This is a genomic window from Paenibacillus sp. MAHUQ-45 (assembly GCF_058133325.1).
On record NZ_JBYUPV010000003.1, the window covers coordinates 279,097 to 295,845 of the forward strand.

Consider the following 16,749-nt stretch of genomic DNA (forward strand, 5'->3'; position numbering starts at 1 on the left):
TATATAGATTGAATTTGTAATTTTCCTATTTTGGGATGTGCCGTGACTCCAGAGAATGTTTGGACTTCCGGCCGCTGTTGTCTGCAGATTTCTTGATTTTAACCGCTAATAGCGGTAGAAATCTGCAGACAAAGGCGGTCGCTCTCGCTCCTACAGTTCCAAAATTCCCCTACGCCACTTTCCCCTTCATATATATTTTCAAGTTCAATCTATATAGTTACTTTTTAACATAGTCTCCGGCATATTTCCCTTCATAGAAAAAGCCATCCAATTCCGCAGCAATGGCATCATCGGTCTCCACATTTCTGACTTTGTACACCTTCGTGCCTACTTCAAAGTGATTGGAAAAGGTCTCCGAGGTAAACGTGTGAGATTTTTCATTAGATAATTCCTCCACTTTTCCGACTTCTTTTTCAATCTCAGCAGTTGTCTTGAGATCAAAGGAATACAGCTTGCCGTCCCATACGATAAATCTGGAAGTCCAGTCGGGGCTGCCGACGAATTGTTTTTTTGTCCCGGAGGAACAGCCAACCGCTGTAATTACAAGCAGTGCTGTTACAAGTACCAAAAATATTTTTTTCATGTCAATCTCTCCTAAGCAGTATTTTAAAAATTATCTTTAATTTTATTCTTCTTTTTTTCAGAAAGCTACTGAAAATTTTCTTTCTGTTCTTCTTAGCCTCCCTCATTGCGTTTTTCCGCCCGGTATTCACTTGGCGACATCCCGCTCCATTTGCGAAACTGCTTGGAGAAGTACAGTGCATCGTTAAAACCAACAGAAGAGGCTACTTGATCGATTGCCAGATGACCGCGAAGCAGTTCTTCGGCTTTGTTCATACGTACCTTCATCAAATATTGCTTAGGCGACATCCCGGTTCTGATTTTGAAGGCTTTGGACAAGTGAGCCCGGTGATAGCCAAGGGAGAAGGCCATATGATCAATGTTGACCTGCTGATGGTACTCAAAGGTAATCCAGCGGATGGCCTGATCGATCTGGCGGTCGATCGTGCTGGGCATCGCTTGAGACGGAACAGACAGTGTACTGCGGTTATCATAGCCAAACTGATGAAGGAGGAGACGCAGCCAGCCGGAAGCCTCCAGACTTTCCAACTGCGGATATGGTGATTGTGAAAAGGAAAGCCGGGTCTTCTCGTACAAATAATTTAGTTCCGACAAATGTTCGGAGTGAATGACCGGCTGCTCTTTCGTAATCCCGACTCTGCTGAGCAGTGCCGGGACAGCATCGCCCCTAAGGCCGACCCATGCGTAAGACCATGGATTGAGCGTGTCGGCCTGATAGCAGAACAAAGTGCCTGGAAAGATAATAAAAGTATCTCCTGAACTGCAGGGATGGATTTTCCCGCTTCCGCTTTGAAAGGTGCCTTCTCCATCAAAGACTGTATGAATCAAATAATAATCGTGGATAGACGGACCGACCTTATGCCCGGGAACCGGTGATGCTTCACCACTGAACAGTACGGTCAAATCTGGTTCGTCCGGGATCAGGTTAAAGCCGGATGTATAATATGAATGTTCTGGATTCATAACGTAAAGCCGCCTCCTGGAGAATTAAAAATAGAACCAGAGACCATTATAACAAATCTAATTTCATGCAACAAAAATCCATATGTCTCTTGTATTTCTCCATACTCAATTGAACCGTGCTAATTTATAGTAAATATTGAAAAGAGCAACGCTGGATGCCTGCTATTACTGCATTTTAAGGCGGATTACTTCTTATAATGCAACATAATAAATAATTAATGCAGTCTTCAGTGTAAACATTCGAAGGAGGATTTCATATGTCCAAAATTACATTTATCGGTGCTGGTAGCACCGTGTTTGCCAAGAACGTACTGGGTGACTGCATGAGAACACCTGCCCTGCAAGGCTTTGAGTTGGCCTTGTTTGATATTGATCCGGTTCGTCTTGCCGACTCGGAGAACATGCTGAACAATATTAAATCTTCCCATGGATCGACTTGCGTAGTCAAAGCCTACAGCGACCGCAAAGAAGCACTACGCGGTGCCAAATATGTAATCAATGCGATTCAGGTAGGCGGTTACGATCCGTGTACAATTACTGATTTCGAAATTCCGAAGAAGTACGGTCTTCGTCAGACCATTGCAGATACAGTTGGCATCGGTGGGATTTTCCGTAACCTCCGTACGATTCCAGTCATGCTGGATTTCGCCGCAGATATCCGCGAAGTCTGCCCGGATGCGCTGTTCATGAACTACACGAACCCGATGGCGGTGCTGACCAATGTCATGAGTACGTACGGAGGCGTAAAGACCGTTGGTCTGTGTCACAGTGTGCAGCACTGTATTCAGGATTTGTTCAGGGATCTTGGCATGGATCATAAGGGTGTTCAGGGCAAGATTGCCGGTATCAACCATATGGCTTGGTTACTGGAAGTGACCAAGGACGGTGAGGACTTGTACCCGGAAATTAAACGCCGGGCGGCAGAGAAGCAGAAAGAGCACCACCATGACATGGTACGTTATGAGATGATGCTGAAATTCGGTTATTATATCACCGAATCATCCGAGCACAACGCAGAGTACCACCCGTATTTTATCAAGCGCAACTATCCTGAGCTGATCGAGCGCTTCCAAATTCCGCTGGATGAATATCCACGCCGGTGTGTGGAGCAGATTGGAAACTGGAAGAGTATGCGGGAAGATCTGGTCAATAACCCGGGCCTTCAGCATGAACGCTCCGCAGAGTATGCTTCCTACATCATGGAGGCAATCGAGACGAATGTGCCGTTCAAGATCGGCGGCAACGTTATGAATACCGGCCTGATTACCAACCTTCCGCGCGAAGCTTGTGTTGAAGTTCCGTGTCTGGTTGATGCCAGCGGCATTACGCCAACGTTTGTAGGTGATCTTCCGCCTCAATGCGCAGCACTGAACCGTACTAATATCAATACCCAATTGCTGACGATTGAAGCAGCCATCACACGCAAGAAGGAACATATCTATCATGCAGCCATGCTGGACCCGCATACCTCAGCTGAGCTGTCGATGGATGATATCATTGCGATGTGTGATGATCTGATTGAAGCACATGGAGATTGGCTGCCGGAGTACAAATAATCTTTTTAAGAATAAGAATGCCACATGGACAGGATACTATTCCCATTCGGGAATAATCCTGTCCATTTTTTTGCTGGCAATGTTATTTAAGTAGGAGGTGCAGGTATGGGGAAATCAGTGCTGGTCATTGACGATGAAGAACGGATCTCTCGGCTGCTTCAGCTCGAGCTTTCCCATGAGGGATACGAGGTTGAGGTTGCTCATGATGGTAGAGACGGGCTAGAACTGGCGCTTGGGCAGTCTTGGGATATTATTATTCTGGACATCATGATGCCGGGGCTGAACGGAGTTGAAGTTCTGCGAAGATTGCGCAAGGCGGATGAGATTACACCGGTTATTCTCGTGACCGCTCGCAATACAACACCTGATATTGTATCGGGACTGGACCAAGGGGCCAATGACTACATTACGAAGCCTTTCGAGATTGAGGAACTGCTGGCAAGAATTCGGGCACACATTCGCACGCCGGCTGGGAATCCTCAGCTCCAGGCAGAAGAGAGTCCTGTTATCGAAGCGGATAATTTGACGATCAATAAGCAGACCAGGGATGTATTTAGAGGAGAGCAGCGGATCGAACTGACACCCAAGGAGTTTGATCTGCTGGTGTATATGATACAGCATAAGAATCACGTCTTGAGCAGGGAGCAGATCATCAAGGATGTCTGGGATTTTGAGTTTGTGGGGGATACGAATGTAGTGGATGTGTACATCCGTTATTTGCGGCAGAAGATCGACAAGGGTCACAAGAAGAAACTGATCAAGACCAGCCGCGGTATAGGATACAGCATTCGGGAGGAAGAGTAGTGAAGCTCGGCACGAGGATTAACCTTCTTACTTCCCTGGTCCTCATTGGTATTCTCCTGTTTGTCGATATCACCGTTTACTGTCTATACATCACGAATGCTACTCGCAACGCCAGTGAACTGATCCTGAGCAAATGGGAGCCGATTGTGAACAAGGCGGCCGGCCTCCCGGAGGCCGAACAGGAGCTCCTGCTCCGAAGCTCCCTGACGCAGAGTACCTATATCCGTGTATCCGATTTTCGTAACAATAAAGTCTATGAAATTACACATGGCAGAGATATGAATCTAAGCGGCATTTCCTTCAATTATGCCAGGCACCGGAAGTGGCTGCTTCTGGAACGGGAAGCTGAGCTAGTGATGGTCGTACACATTCCGGTCGTGGTAGAGAATAAAGTCATTTGCGGGTATGAAATTGCTGCGAAGCTGGATGGCCTGAAAGCCAGCATTCAAAATCTTCTAACCATCCTTAGCATTTCGTCACTGATCGCTGTTCTGCTATGTCTGGTAGCAGGTAAGCTGGTATCCCGGACTATTCTGAAGCCCATCACCAAAAGCATCCAGACGATGCGAGAGAATGAAGAGAGCCTGACCTTTAACACGATTCCTCTGCAGGGCTCTGCCCGTGATGAGTTGTATGATCTGACAGAGACCTTTAACCGTATGATTGGACGATTGGAAGAAAGCTTCTGGAAGCAGCAGCAATTTGTGTCCGATGCCTCCCATGAACTGAATACGATGTTGACGATTATTGAAGGCTATGCCAATATGCTGAAGCGATGGGGGACTGAAGATCAGGCGGTACAAGAAGAGGCGATTCAGTCGATCTATGAGGAAACTAAGCGAATGCGCAAGATGACCCAGCAATTACTTATGCTAGCCTCCTCACAGCAAAGCACGATGTTGAATCTGGAGCGGGTGAATATGGTGGAGGTCTGTGAGCTAGTGATTGCCCGCTTCCATTTGATTAACGAGCGTATTATTCGGCTTCATGCGCATTCTGAAATGGAGTATATAGAGGCGGACCGCAATAAAATCGAACAGCTGCTGATTATTTTGGTGGACAATGCACAGAAATACAGTTCTCAAGTGGTGGATATTGTTATCTCTCAAGAAGATGGGGAAGTTACGGTTGCTGTAAAGGATCGAGGAATCGGAATTCCGCAGGATGAGATCAAGCATGTCTTCGAGCGGTTCTATCGCGTGGACAATTCACGTCACCGCAAGACAGGAGGGACCGGACTCGGTCTGCCGATTGCCAAATCTATTGTGCAGGAGCATGACGGCTTAATCTGGATTGAAAGTGTGGAAGGCGAGGGAACAACCGTAAGTGTCAGGCTGCCTGTAAGATCAACTCGGTGTTCGGCAAAAGATTCGGGAGAGATCAGATGTTAAGCTTCTATAAACGAGCCGCGGCAAAGCCACATCCGGATACAAGGATGTGGCTTTAGAATTATAGTGGTCTATTTTAAGTTAGTGAAGTAATCCAAAAGACCTTGTACTGTGTTATCACTGTTATTAATGCTACTGCCGCTATTACGGACTTTACTGCTGTTGCCTCCATTACCACTATTACTGCTACTACTGCTATTGCTATTACTGCTATTACTGCTATTGCTACTACTGCTATTGCTACTACTGCTATTACCCCCATCACTGCTATCACTACTATTACTACTATTCATAACTGAATGGGACGTAGATTGTCCGCTTGATGGCAGCACACGACGAGCTGTTGTGTAATGTGAATCCCACCAGCCGGAATTCAGATTGGTGACGGTGACACCACCTTTTCCATAAGTATGCAGCAGCTTACCATCACCCATATAAATTGCTACATGGTGAATTGGGGAGTAGAAGAAGACGAGATCACCCGGTTGTAGCTGACTTCTTGGTACATAAGTACCTACGGTAGATTGCTGTGAAGATGAACGCGGAAGAGTGATGCCGTTCTGTTTGAATACGTATTGTGTGAAAGACGAGCAGTCGAAGGAACTTGTATTTCCTGCCTTGGCTCCAAATTTATAAGGAGTCCCTTGGAATTTCAAGCCGGTTGCAATGATATTATCTGCTACAGAAGTCTGACTCGATGCGGCATAGACTGTTCTGGACCCGTCCAAGACGGCAACGCCTGAAGTCATTAGGGCAATCCCTAAGCTGACACCGACACAAAGCTTGCGGATACGTTGGTTGTTATGGTTACTCATACATTACCTCCTATGGTTTTGTGTGGGCTGTTTCGCCTGACAACACCATAGCATAGTTAAAATGACCATAACTTACCATGTAACCTTGGATCTCGCGTGTCCCAACCAGTGCAGAGCGATTATTAGAGTACGCTGAGAAATTTCACATCCTGTTCTTATTGACAGACTTATAGCAAGAAGACTTGCGCACTCCACAGCTGCGGTGGCGGGGTCTTTTTGCTGTTTCGTCCATCCCCCTGCAAGGAAACAAGCATAGAAATATAGTGTTATTCCTGTATCTGAACAGGGCGAATTCATCAGGAGGTGGGAAACGGTGATTGTGGAAAAACATAGCTTAGCGCCGAGTTCAGCCTATAGCACGCCTTATTATATTATCAAGGGAAGTCAGCGGGGACCTGTCTTTATGATTGTCGCAGGGATACATGGAAATGAAACAGCCAGTATGAAAGCGGCACAGCGGATAGTCGATCAACTCCGCCAGGGGAGTAGAAGTATCCAGCGGGGGACCCTGATTATTGTGCCGATTCTGAATAAACAAGCACACCGCAAACGAATCCGCGGAATACCTGATCTGAACCGCAGATTCCCCAGGTCCAACAATGGAGCTGCGAGCCATCCACTGGCCTCATCTCTGTGTCGATTAATGCGCAGCCATCATCCATCCTGGTACCTTGATCTCCATGAAGCCAACGGGTTGTCCCAGCGGAGTAAGGGTGTGTTGGGTCAAAGTTTGGTCGTCAGCCCGGGGAATCCGGCAGTGCCTGCTGTCCGCCATGTTCTTAAAGGCATCAACCGGACTATAGGGGTAGACTCCTTGCGTTTCAATATTCGTCTGCGGTCCCGGTCTGGCACTTCAAGGATGGCGGCCTCCCGATTGCTTGGGGCGAAGGCAGTGACTGTAGAGACCTGCTGGAGTCTAAAGCATGCTGACCGGGTACATTATCAGATGAGCATCATCAATCGATTTCTGCGCTATGCGGGGTTAACGACTTGATTATTACTCTAAAAAAGAAAATACACTCCCGTAGCTTCCCTTATACACGGGCTGTCCGAAATCTTTAACCCATTCGCTGTAAAGTTTGCGGGAGACGCCGTTATGGACAATGACATAATCGGGATGATCGGCTTTGACAATCTCCGGCAAGTATTCTGAGAACCCGTGCATCGAGCGTTCAAAGGCCGTCCAGCCCAAGGCGCCTATCGATTCTTTGGTGATAAAAGGGTCCTGTCTCCCGTCACAGAGTATATCCCCGCCGCGGAACATCACGTATCCAGATGAGCCGTAGCGGGAGAGTACCCGTGGGCGCACACCATCTGGTGTTTTATCAAGAATATAGGTCATTTCGTCGACCGGATAGCTTTTAGCATCTACCACGGGTGGAACCAGAAAAATATAGGCGGTATTGATGACTAGTCCCAGCGTCAAGTAGAGCAGGAGCGTCTTTCGTGCCGGCATATATGTGAACTTGCGTAACCTGGACATCTTCGGAAGTGCCTCGAAGAACACTGCGGCAAAATAAGGGATGAACAGCCACATGAATAAATTTTGCTTGAAATTGGACACACCCAGATACAGAATTCCGAGCATCAGGAAGAACCGGAACGGCTTGCGCTGCAAGGCAAAGGGCAATGTAGCTGCAAAGAACAACAAGAGCAGCAGAATCGGAAGATTCAATAGCTTGTTGAATTGAATTGGCTGCCATTCATTGATGAGCAGATTGAAGTTCTTCTGGGTGACGGCCAGGATGAACAGCAGACTTTTTAGCCCGCCGGGGTTGGCTAGACCCGCAAGCCAGGTAAGTACATAGACGACGATATGGCGTCTGTCCAGTCTTTTGGCAATCAGCGCTTCCAGGAGCGTCATTCCCGTGAACACAGCGATGACGAGCCATACGCCCGCGTGAAAATTGGCAATAGCACAGGACAGAAGGATCATAGCGGCTGCGTATCTCTTTTTGGCAACCATCTGAAATTCACGCATGTAAATAAAAAACCACACAATCATAAACGCAGAGATCATTTGTGGCCTGCCCTTGAAATAATTATAATAAATCCAGCAACTGATCAGCAGCACAAATGGTAACAGTAGTGGATGGTCCTCCGCTAGGCCCAGTTCCTTGCGCGATACTCGTCCCAGTCGGAGTAGCCCCAGAATTAGCAGCAGCAAACACACAGCAGTCAGTATGTATATCCCCGGCCAACCGAACGCTTGATACAGCGGTGCAACGATTAGTTGGAATCCGAATTCATGCGGTACATAAGGCAGTTTATCCCCGTAAAACGTATGTATAGCGTGATGCAGCACCTGACCGTGCTCAATCATATAACGCCCCACTTCAATATGCCAAAAAGTATCCGGATCATTATACGAATATTTGGGCATCATTACCAAGATGAATCCTATAATTAGAACACAATATAAGATATGGGTAGCTTTTGGCTTCATCAGATCAGTTCCTTCTCCACTTTTTCTCTTACTATACAGTGACTTCCCTAAGGAATGGTTAATATTCTGACATTTTACATACGGTATTTATTGTCCGTTTATGATTAAGGTTTACAGTGGAGAGGAGCCTATACCAAAAAGGAGACTTCTTATGAAAATAAATCCGGTTGTGCTTATCGTATCCTCCGCTTTTGGAGATGGTCATGCCAAGACAGCGCAGGCGCTGCAGCAGTCTTTTATAGCGCGCGGGGTAGAGCAGGTGTATATTGTTGATTTGTTTGCGGAAGTCCATCCTTTTCTGAATGCAGTTTCTCGAACCTTTTATTTGAAAAGCACGGCTTATGCTCCCGGTCTTTACGGCATGCTGTACGATATGACAAGTCGGATGAAGCCGGGCCAGCCGCTTAGCCGTTTTTTGCATTCCATGGGCAAACGCAAGGTTGAAGAGGTTCTGAAGCGTCTGAAGCCGGATGTTATTATTCATACGTTTCCTTATTTGGCCGCTTCCGAGCTTAGTGAAAAAGCCGGGATGCAAGTTCCGATATTTACCGTGCTGACGGATTATGTCCTGCATGGGCGGTGGATTCATCCCTCGACTTGGAAGTACTTTGCACCTTCAGATAGTGTAAAAGAAGCACTTTTGGCATCAGGCGTACCTGCACAAGCGATCACAGTCAGCGGCATCCCGATTCGGGAGGCATTCCAGAAGATTCCGGATCGCGCAGAACTGTTGCGCAAGCACGGATTACATGCCAGCAGACGTTATATACTGCTCTCTGCAGGAGCTTACGGCGTCTTGGGGAATGTTCAGCGGATCATTCGAACCATATTAGAGCATTCCGAGTTTGACGTTATCGTCCTTTGCGGGAATAACCATAAGCTGCGTTTGAACCTGGAACGTCGCCATCAGTGGAATGATCGGGTACACATTCAGGGGTACACCGACCAGATTCATGAGCTGATGTCACTTTCGTCCGGGCTGCTGACCAAGGCAGGAGCGATCACGCTGACAGAGGCCTTTTCCCAGTCCTTGCCGGTTATCGTTTACCGTCCGCTACCGGGGCAGGAGAAGGGCAATGCCCGTAGTCTGTCTGGGCAAAAGGCGATCTATACGGCTTATAACGAGAAGCAGCTAGCCGAGTATCTTCACCAGCTTCAGATCAAGACCGGTCAGGAAGAAGTGGAATTGTCCATGCATGCCCTCACACGCAAAGAATCCTCCCAAGTCATCGTCACTGAAGTGCTGGATGCACTGGAAGCGGCTGATGAGCAACAAACAGTGCATCGTTGACAACAGTGTATTTAATGTATATATTACATATATACATTAAATACAGACCTCTAGAAATGTTGGTGACGTAAACGATGAATATTGTGATATCCGGCACTTCAGGAGAGCCCATCTATGCGCAAATTGTTCGGCAAATCCGTCAGATGATCCTGCAGGGAGATCTCTTGTCGGGAACACCGTTGCCCTCTATTCGCCTGCTCGCCAAAGACTTGCAAATCAGCGTGATTACTACAAAGCGGGCTTATGAAGAATTGGAGCGGGAAGGCCTTATTAATTCCATTGTCGGTAAAGGTTCTTTTGTATCCGGAGCAGATCAGGAGTATATTCGGGAACAGCGCTTGCGGATGATAGAGCTTAAGATGAAGGAAATTATTGAGGAGAGCAGAGGGCTCGGGATTGAATTTGCCGAAATCACAGAGATGATGAAGTTGCTCTTTGAGGAGGAGAACGGATGAGGGATGTCATTCAGTTAAGCAATGTGAACAAATACTACGATCACTATGCCATGAAAGACCTTAGCTTCTCAGTCAAACAGGGATACATCACTGGCTTAATCGGACCTAACGGTGCAGGCAAGACCACACTGATTCAGATGATCATGGGGATGATTCACCCTGATGAGGGTGAGATATCCCTATTCGGGAAACGTAATGCACTGGATTCATCCGAGGTGAAGGATCGGATCGGGTATGTCTCGGATGAGAATTATTTCTACGAATCTTTAACGGTCAAGCAGATGAAGAAGATCATTGCCCCGTTCTACAGCCGGTGGGATGAGGGGGCTTTCCAGAAGTATCTGGAGCTTTTCAAGATAACGCCTGGCAAGAAGATCAAAGATCTATCGAAGGGGATGAAAATAAAATTCTCTTTAGCCATGGCACTTTCGCACGGAGCCGATCTGCTGATCATGGATGAGCCAACTTCAGGGCTGGACCCGGTATTCCGGAGAGAGCTACTGGATCTGCTGGGAGAACATCTCCAAGATGAAAACAAGTCAATTTTGTTCTCCACCCATAATACCGCTGACCTCGATAAGGTTGCAGATTACATCGTCTTTATCAATGACGGCAGATTAGTCTTTCATGAGAGCAAGGAAAGCTTGCCGGAGAAATACCTGCTTGTCAAAGGTGAGAGGGAACTGCTGGACCGTGATACCCGCAACTGGTTCCTCGGAATTCGGGAGACACCATATGGCTTTGAGGGTCTACTTAACAATCGGGCGGAAGGGGAGAGGCATTTTGGAGATATTGCCATCTGTGAAACGCCGAGCCTGGAAGAGATCATGTATTTTACCGTAAAAGGCGGTGGGGTACATGTATAAATCCATTCACTTGATCCGCAAGGATTTTGTGTTGATTCGCAGATTCTTACTATTCATGGTTCCTTATTATATCTGGATGGCAACGATGAATCTGGAGCTTTACAGCATGCTAGCTACACTGCCCCCCTTGGTACTGCTGATCAACTCCTGCACACAGGATAGTCAACTGCGAATTCAACGGCTGTTGGTTAGCCTCCCTGTTCGCAGAAAGGAACTGGTATTTGCCAAGTACCTAGCCATTCTGCCCTACACTTTGTTCGGTGCCATTAGTACCTTACTCTTCTATCTGGTTACAACGCTATCTGGTCATCAATTGACAGCTTCCTTTTGGCAGGAGATCTGTTTAACACTAGCAATCTTTCCGCTTTTGGCCTCCATCTATTTGCCGATTAACTACTGGCTTGGTGCCAAAGGAGCACAGTTCGTGAACATTGTCTTTATGATGGCTGTTCTTCTTCTCTCCAATAGCATTCAAAATCAGGTTAGCCTGTTGAATACCCTGACTACGGGGTCCGAAGGAATATTTTCCAACCACATGCTAATTTACCTTTTCGCTGGATTACTCTATATAAGCCTGATTGAATGCTCTTATTTGATTTCATTGCGTATTTTCCAACAAAAAGATGTATAACTTCCGCATATTTATCGTTTGACTTCCAGGATATTCTTCATTAATATGGGTGTAGATGAATCGGGCGATGGAGTTCGCCATTAACCGTCTCTTGCGGACTAATGACTCCTACCAGTGAGGTTTTGCTGGTAGGAGTCTGTTTTGTTATCGGATAAATCTGGGGTATGGGAGTATGGACGCGATGAGGAATTGGCGAGAACGCTGGATGGCTTTTGCCGGTGAGAGAACCCACTTGGCCATCTGGACCACAGTTGTAAAATGGATCATCCTGGGGAGCTGTGTCGGCATTATTACCGGGACAGCCTCGGCGTTGTTCCTGAAAAGTCTGGATTATGTTACGACGCTGCGCATAGAGCATTCATGGCTGCTGTTTTTGCTGCCGCTGGGGGGCGCGCTGGTCAGCTATTTATATTTTCGCTATGGTCAGGACAGTGCCAAGGGCAATAATTTGATCCTGGAAAATATCCAAAGCGGAGGAGTACCGATTCCCCTACGTATGGCGCCGCTTGTATTATTCGGAACGCTCGTCACCCATCTGTTCGGTGGTTCTGCCGGGCGAGAGGGGACTGCGGTGCAGATGGGAGGCAGTCTCGCCGACAGCTTCGGCAGATGGATTCGGATTAGCCCGCTGGATCGTAAAATCTTGTTAATGTGCGGGATCAGCGGGGGCTTTGGTTCTATTTTTGGCACACCACTGGCTGGAACATTATTTGGTCTGGAAGTAATTGCGCTTGGAGTGATCAGCCACCAGGCCCTGCTACCTTGCTTCGCAGCCAGCTTTGTCGGTGATCTGATCGCCACGAGGCTGTGGAAGGTGCATCATATTCATTACGCCGTCAGCGAATTTCCTGCACTAGGCTTCCTGGTTGTGTTAAAGGTGCTGCTGGCATCACTCATCTTCGGGCTGGTCGGCATGCTTTTCAGTCAGCTTACACATTTTTTGAAAAAGCATTTTACATTGTTAATCAAGAATCCGATGGTAAAAAGCGCACTGGGAGGGGTCATTATAATTGCCCTGGTATACCTCGTCGGGTCTAGGGATTATCTGGGTCTTGGGCTCCCGCTAATCGCGGATTCTTTTCAAGGAGAAGTCTCTCCATTCGCATTTCTCTGGAAACTGCTCTTCACCTCTTTAACTCTGGGTACGGGGTTCCAGGGGGGAGAGGTAACGCCGCTGTTTGCGATCGGCGCGACCCTTGGTCATACTTTGGCCGGTCTGCTGCATATGTATGGTCCTTTTCTGGCTTCACTCGGTTTTATCGCAGTGTTCTGCGGTGCGACGAATACACCGATCGCTTGCTTCCTGATGGGGATTGAGTTGTTTGGATCTGGCGGAGCCATCTATATGTTTATGGCCTGTGTCGTGAGCTATCTCTTCTCTGGTCATACGGGGATTTATACCTCACAATTGATCGGTGTCTCTAAAAGCCATTTGATCTCGGTGCCGGAAGGGACTACTCTTGCTAGGGTTAAAGAATTAGCTAAGGCGAAGCACGAGAAGCGGGATGAAGATTAATATGCAACCCATTCACTAATAAGGAATAAAATGTTATTATTATGAAGAGGATGGTGATGGTAATCATGAGTTTTCTTTTAGTGATTGGTGTTATCATTGCATTTGTTGGCCCGTTAGCCTGGTCCTTTGTTGCTGTTGGAAAACGTATATCTGCTGAAGAGAAGAAAGCAGGGAGAGATCTTACGAATGAGATCAATCCTTTCACAGGCGGAAAATAACTTGCAAGCCCCTGCTTAACTAGCGGGGGTTTTATTTTGTTTCTGCTGTCCCCATGGAATCAATGTCCGTGCCAAAATATTGTATAATAATAGGACGAGCCTTTACTCAGAGGAGTGAATTAATGTATTCTCAGTATTTTTTATTAGCGGTTATTATGTCCTTTATTATCGGACGATTGATTGGCACGAACATCAGCTTTATGAAGCAGGTAATGGCTTCGCTATTTAGCGTGATCGTGACATCTTCGGTATATTGGTACGGCTATTTGCGCGGACGCAGCCTCGATCATTTTGGGACGGATGGGTGGCTGTGGTTGCTCAGCATGGTCATTGTCTCGCTGCTTTTCTATCTCTTGTTCGAAATCTTTGATCCAATCCCGCTCGGGGAACGGGGCGAACGGCTAGCTGACACGAAAAATCCGTTTCGGAGGCTCTCTGCCTGGTGGCGCAGACAACGCAGATACATTCAGGTGCTAATGATCGCACTTCGGCACGGTGTCGGCAAAAACCTGGCGATCAAGCGTTCACCGGTTAACGATCAAAAACTCGCTGTATCTCTTCGCAAAACGCTGGAGAATTGCGGTGGATTTTTCATTAAGTTCGGTCAAGTATTGTCGACACGGTCCGATCTTCTACCCCCGGCAATCATTGAGGAGTTGTCGCATCTGCAAGAGAACGTCGCTCGTTTGACGACAGCACAGGTAGAGGAGATATTAGCTAAAGAGCTAAATCAGCCGCAAGAGGAAATCTTCCAACAGTTTGAGATAGAGCCGCTCGCTGCGGCTTCGATCGGGCAGGTTCACCGCGCTATATTGCGGGAGAAGGGACAGAACGTGGTCGTAAAGTTGCTTCGTCCCGACATTGTTACCAAGCTAGATCGAGACTTAGACATCTTAGTGCGCTTTGCGGCCTGGATTTCTAAGAAGTCTGCTTGGGCCCGAAATATCGGCTTCCTTGATTTGGCGAAGGGATTCGCTGTAGCGATGAAGGAAGAGACGGATTTTCGCATTGAGGCCCGCAATTTTGCGCAAGTCACAGCTTCATTGACGGATAGTCCCTCCAAGGTGAAGATTCCATACGTCTATCGTGAGTTCAGCAACGCCAAGATCCTCGTCATGGAATATATGGAGGGTGTCAGTGTTAAGAGTGGTACCGCCATTCTGGATGAGCGCGGCATCGACCGGGTGGAGGTTCAACAGCGGATTTTCGATTGCATGCTGGAGCAAATTTTCGTGAAGGGGATTTTCCATGCCGATCCTCATCCTGGCAATGTCTATATTCTGAATGATGGAACCCCCGCTTTGCTGGATTTTGGTTCTGTCGGGCGGCTGGGAACACTGCAGTTGGATGCGCTAAAACGATTGCTCATTGGATTCGAGCAGCAGAGCGCTTATATTATCATGGATGGACTGTTGCAGCTTGTCGAGCCAAAGCAAGATATTGATCAGTCAGGCCTGGAGCAAGCGCTCAGCCAGCTGCTGGTTCAGACGGCTTATAATGTCGCCGGAAGCTCGGATGCGTTTATTCAAGGACTGTTTCGCTTGATTGGTGAGTTTGGCTTTACATTCTATCCTAATGTCGCAGGGGCTTTCCGCTCATTGATTACACTAGAAGGTACCATGATGCAATTAAATCCTGCTTTTAACCTGATGGAGGAAGCACGACGTTTTGCCAGAGAGCAATCCGCTGAATTTCTTCCGGTCAGTAATTCCACAGATTTGAAGCAGACAGTGACGAATGAATTGCTGGAGATGCTTCCCGTCATCCGCCGGCTACCCCGGCGAATCGATCAGCTCGGGTCAATGCTGGAGAAAGGCGATGTTTCCTTCAAGGTCAGCTTTTTCGCAGATAAAGCCAATACGGCATTCGTAACTAAGTGGATCTCGCAAGCACTGCTTGCTTTTGTGGGGACAGCGATCGGAGGGATTTCCGTTGGTCTGCTGAGCTTGGGGAGAGATTCTGAGGCGAAAGAGATTGGCATAGTGGAGATTTTCGGATATACCGGTGTTTTGATCAGCGCGGTACTGTTGATTCGCGTTGCGATTCATACGGTGCGGAATTTGAAGCAGGTGCAGGAGTAGAGCGGGAGTAGGGAATTTAGGAGATTAGGGATTTAGAGTTTAAGGATTTAGAGATTAAGGGATTAAGAAGTTGAGGTGTTGAGAAGTTAAGGATTAAGGAGATAAGGAAATAAAGAAATAAATAAAGAAATAAATAAAGAAATAAATAAAGAAATAAATAAAGAATGACTAAAAGGGAACTCATGATGCTGCGAACTGTGATCGCAATGTTATTGGGTTCTTTTTTTAATAAAGTATCATAGATAAAAATAATCATAATCATAGAATCGATAATATTTATGAATTGATTGTAAGGAAATACAATGAACTCGTAGCCAATCATTCATTACTTCTAGGAGGAATTGTTATGTCCACAAATATTGCAGATATTAAAATCCCCGACAGCAAGCTGGCGCTTGGCGCCGCAGAACTGCTGCGTGAGCACGGCGATGAGCTGCTCTGGAATCACTCGCACCGCGTATACTTGTTCGGCGCTTTACAAGGCAAGCAAGCGAACATGAAATACGATCCTGAGCTGCTCTATATCAGTGCACTATTCCATGATCTGGGGCTGACCAAGCACTATAGCAGCCCGGACAAGCGCTTTGAGGTGGACGGTGCGAACGCCGCTCGCAGCTATCTGCAGCAGAATGGTGTACCGGACGAATCGATCCGGCTTGTATGGGACGCGATTGCGCTGCATACTACCATCGGAGTGGCTCAGTACAAGGAGCCGGAAGTGGCTTTGATCTATTCGGGAGTTGGTTACGATGTGATGGGTGAGAACTTTGAAGCCTTGACGGAAGAAGTGCGGAGTCAGGTGACGACAGCTTACCCGCGAAACAACTTCAAAAACCGAATTCTACCAGCCTTCCTGGAAGGCTTCAAGCATAAACCGGAAACGACCTTCGGCAATATCAAGGCCGATGTTTGCGGTCTGCTGTTACCTGGCTTTAAGCCGACAAACTTCTGCGATTGTGTGCTGCATTCGCCTTGGCAGGAATAAAACAACAGGGTGTCTCCTCAGCCTATATACGGCTGGGTGAGGCACCCCTGTTAAGTTACATTCTTCTGAGATGTTATTTCATCGATAGAGTTTAGTTGCTAAGTAGCTGGTTATAAAGTAACAATTCCATATTCACTATAAACCTAAAGCAC

Annotated in this window: 15 protein-coding genes, 1 pseudogene and 1 riboswitch; of the genes and pseudogenes, 12 read left to right on the top strand and 4 right to left on the bottom strand. The window is 47.2% G+C overall.

The annotated features are described in order from the left end of the window. Positions 1-217 precede the first annotated feature (217 nt). Together AC3Y23_RS08575 and AC3Y23_RS08580 are read right to left on the bottom strand one after the other, a co-directional pair. Positions 218-583 (bottom strand): hypothetical protein, encoded by a 366-nt coding sequence (locus AC3Y23_RS08575; protein ID WP_379197689.1) that lies wholly within the window; start codon positions 581-583, stop codon positions 218-220. A 92-nt stretch (positions 584-675) separates the two neighbouring features. Next, positions 676-1,545 carry a helix-turn-helix domain-containing protein gene (locus tag AC3Y23_RS08580; protein ID WP_379197691.1) on the bottom strand — a complete coding sequence of 290 codons (870 nt, stop codon included), beginning with the start codon at positions 1,543-1,545 and terminating at the stop codon, positions 676-678. Between the two features lie 257 nt (positions 1,546-1,802). Here AC3Y23_RS08580 and AC3Y23_RS08585 point away from each other — a divergent pair, with 257 nt between their 5' ends. The 3 genes from AC3Y23_RS08585 to AC3Y23_RS08595 all read left to right on the top strand — a co-directional run bounded on the left by AC3Y23_RS08585 (position 1,803) and on the right by AC3Y23_RS08595 (position 5,296). Continuing rightward, positions 1,803-3,101, top strand: a complete 1,299-nt coding sequence (locus AC3Y23_RS08585; protein WP_379197692.1) for an alpha-glucosidase/alpha-galactosidase — start codon at positions 1,803-1,805, stop codon at positions 3,099-3,101. Positions 3,102-3,206: 105 nt separating this feature from the next. After that, complete coding sequence (locus AC3Y23_RS08590; RefSeq protein ID WP_379197695.1) at positions 3,207-3,905, top strand: response regulator transcription factor; 699 nt, start codon at positions 3,207-3,209, stop codon at positions 3,903-3,905. Continuing rightward, a complete protein-coding gene (locus AC3Y23_RS08595) occupies positions 3,905-5,296 on the top strand; it encodes a sensor histidine kinase (RefSeq protein ID WP_379197696.1) in 1,392 nt (463 codons plus the stop codon). The genes AC3Y23_RS08590 and AC3Y23_RS08595 overlap by 1 nt, the downstream gene beginning before the upstream one ends. A 323-nt stretch (positions 5,297-5,619) precedes the next feature. Here the strand turns inward: AC3Y23_RS08595 and AC3Y23_RS08600 are convergent. Then, a pseudogene (locus tag AC3Y23_RS08600) lies at positions 5,620-6,042 on the bottom strand (C40 family peptidase); the annotation flags it as partial. A 379-nt stretch (positions 6,043-6,421) separates the two neighbouring features. On the opposite strand from AC3Y23_RS08600, the gene AC3Y23_RS08605 reads away from it, so the two are divergent. Continuing rightward, positions 6,422-7,102 (top strand): succinylglutamate desuccinylase/aspartoacylase family protein, encoded by a 681-nt coding sequence (locus AC3Y23_RS08605; protein ID WP_379197697.1) that lies wholly within the window; start codon positions 6,422-6,424, stop codon positions 7,100-7,102. 3 nt (positions 7,103-7,105) lie between these two features. Here the strand turns inward: AC3Y23_RS08605 and AC3Y23_RS08610 are convergent, their stop codons facing one another. After that, on the bottom strand, positions 7,106-8,494 hold the full coding sequence (locus tag AC3Y23_RS08610) for a hypothetical protein (protein WP_379197699.1): 1,389 nt from the start codon (positions 8,492-8,494) through the stop codon (positions 7,106-7,108). Positions 8,495-8,705: 211 nt separating this feature from the next. Here AC3Y23_RS08610 and AC3Y23_RS08615 point away from each other — a divergent pair, with 211 nt between their 5' ends. The 8 genes from AC3Y23_RS08615 to AC3Y23_RS08650 all read left to right on the top strand — a co-directional run bounded on the left by AC3Y23_RS08615 (position 8,706) and on the right by AC3Y23_RS08650 (position 16,597). Beyond that, a complete protein-coding gene (locus AC3Y23_RS08615; protein WP_379197701.1) occupies positions 8,706-9,845 on the top strand; it encodes an MGDG synthase family glycosyltransferase in 1,140 nt (379 codons plus the stop codon). A 74-nt stretch (positions 9,846-9,919) separates the two neighbouring features. After that, positions 9,920-10,300 carry a GntR family transcriptional regulator gene (locus AC3Y23_RS08620; protein WP_379197704.1) on the top strand — a complete coding sequence of 127 codons (381 nt, stop codon included), beginning with the start codon at positions 9,920-9,922 and terminating at the stop codon, positions 10,298-10,300. Then, positions 10,297-11,166, top strand: a complete 870-nt coding sequence (locus AC3Y23_RS08625) for an ABC transporter ATP-binding protein (RefSeq protein ID WP_379197706.1) — start codon at positions 10,297-10,299, stop codon at positions 11,164-11,166. The genes AC3Y23_RS08620 and AC3Y23_RS08625 overlap by 4 nt, the downstream gene beginning before the upstream one ends. Next, positions 11,159-11,797, top strand: a complete 639-nt coding sequence (locus tag AC3Y23_RS08630) for an ABC-2 transporter permease (protein WP_379197708.1) — start codon at positions 11,159-11,161, stop codon at positions 11,795-11,797. Before AC3Y23_RS08625 ends, AC3Y23_RS08630 begins: the two co-directional genes overlap by 8 nt. Before the next feature lie 54 nt (positions 11,798-11,851). After that, positions 11,852-11,915: riboswitch (Fluoride riboswitch) on the top strand. 63 nt (positions 11,916-11,978) lie between these two features. Beyond that, entirely contained in the window at positions 11,979-13,313 is a 1,335-nt protein-coding gene (locus tag AC3Y23_RS08635) for a voltage-gated chloride channel family protein (RefSeq protein ID WP_379197710.1), read from the top strand. A 56-nt stretch (positions 13,314-13,369) separates the two neighbouring features. Further along, on the top strand, positions 13,370-13,531 hold the full coding sequence (locus tag AC3Y23_RS08640) for a hypothetical protein (protein WP_379197712.1): 162 nt from the start codon (positions 13,370-13,372) through the stop codon (positions 13,529-13,531). 122 nt (positions 13,532-13,653) lie between these two features. Next, on the top strand, positions 13,654-15,612 hold the full coding sequence (locus AC3Y23_RS08645; RefSeq protein WP_379197714.1) for an ABC1 kinase family protein: 1,959 nt from the start codon (positions 13,654-13,656) through the stop codon (positions 15,610-15,612). A gap of 346 nt (positions 15,613-15,958) precedes the next feature. Continuing rightward, positions 15,959-16,597 (top strand): HD domain-containing protein, encoded by a 639-nt coding sequence (locus AC3Y23_RS08650; protein ID WP_379197716.1) that lies wholly within the window; start codon positions 15,959-15,961, stop codon positions 16,595-16,597. Positions 16,598-16,749 lie beyond the last annotated feature (152 nt).

Bases quoted from the DNA above. Each gene is read 5' to 3' on its own strand.
- AC3Y23_RS08645 (WP_379197714.1), top strand. From the start codon at position 13,654: ATGTATTCTCAGTATTTTTTATTAGCGGTTATTATGTCCTTTATTATC.
- AC3Y23_RS08585 (WP_379197692.1), top strand. From the start codon at position 1,803: ATGTCCAAAATTACATTTATCGGTGCTGGTAGCACCGTGTTTGCCAAG.
- AC3Y23_RS08620 (WP_379197704.1), top strand. From the start codon at position 9,920: ATGAATATTGTGATATCCGGCACTTCAGGAGAGCCCATCTATGCGCAA.
- AC3Y23_RS08615 (WP_379197701.1), top strand. From the start codon at position 8,706: ATGAAAATAAATCCGGTTGTGCTTATCGTATCCTCCGCTTTTGGAGAT.
- AC3Y23_RS08575 (WP_379197689.1), bottom strand. From the start codon at position 583: ATGAAAAAAATATTTTTGGTACTTGTAACAGCACTGCTTGTAATTACA.
- AC3Y23_RS08590 (WP_379197695.1), top strand. From the start codon at position 3,207: ATGGGGAAATCAGTGCTGGTCATTGACGATGAAGAACGGATCTCTCGG.
- AC3Y23_RS08635 (WP_379197710.1), top strand. From the start codon at position 11,979: ATGAGGAATTGGCGAGAACGCTGGATGGCTTTTGCCGGTGAGAGAACC.
- AC3Y23_RS08630 (WP_379197708.1), top strand. From the start codon at position 11,159: ATGTATAAATCCATTCACTTGATCCGCAAGGATTTTGTGTTGATTCGC.
- AC3Y23_RS08650 (WP_379197716.1), top strand. From the start codon at position 15,959: ATGTCCACAAATATTGCAGATATTAAAATCCCCGACAGCAAGCTGGCG.
- AC3Y23_RS08625 (WP_379197706.1), top strand. From the start codon at position 10,297: ATGAGGGATGTCATTCAGTTAAGCAATGTGAACAAATACTACGATCAC.
- AC3Y23_RS08580 (WP_379197691.1), bottom strand. From the start codon at position 1,545: ATGAATCCAGAACATTCATATTATACATCCGGCTTTAACCTGATCCCG.
- AC3Y23_RS08640 (WP_379197712.1), top strand. From the start codon at position 13,370: ATGGTAATCATGAGTTTTCTTTTAGTGATTGGTGTTATCATTGCATTT.
- AC3Y23_RS08610 (WP_379197699.1), bottom strand. From the start codon at position 8,494: ATGATGCCCAAATATTCGTATAATGATCCGGATACTTTTTGGCATATT.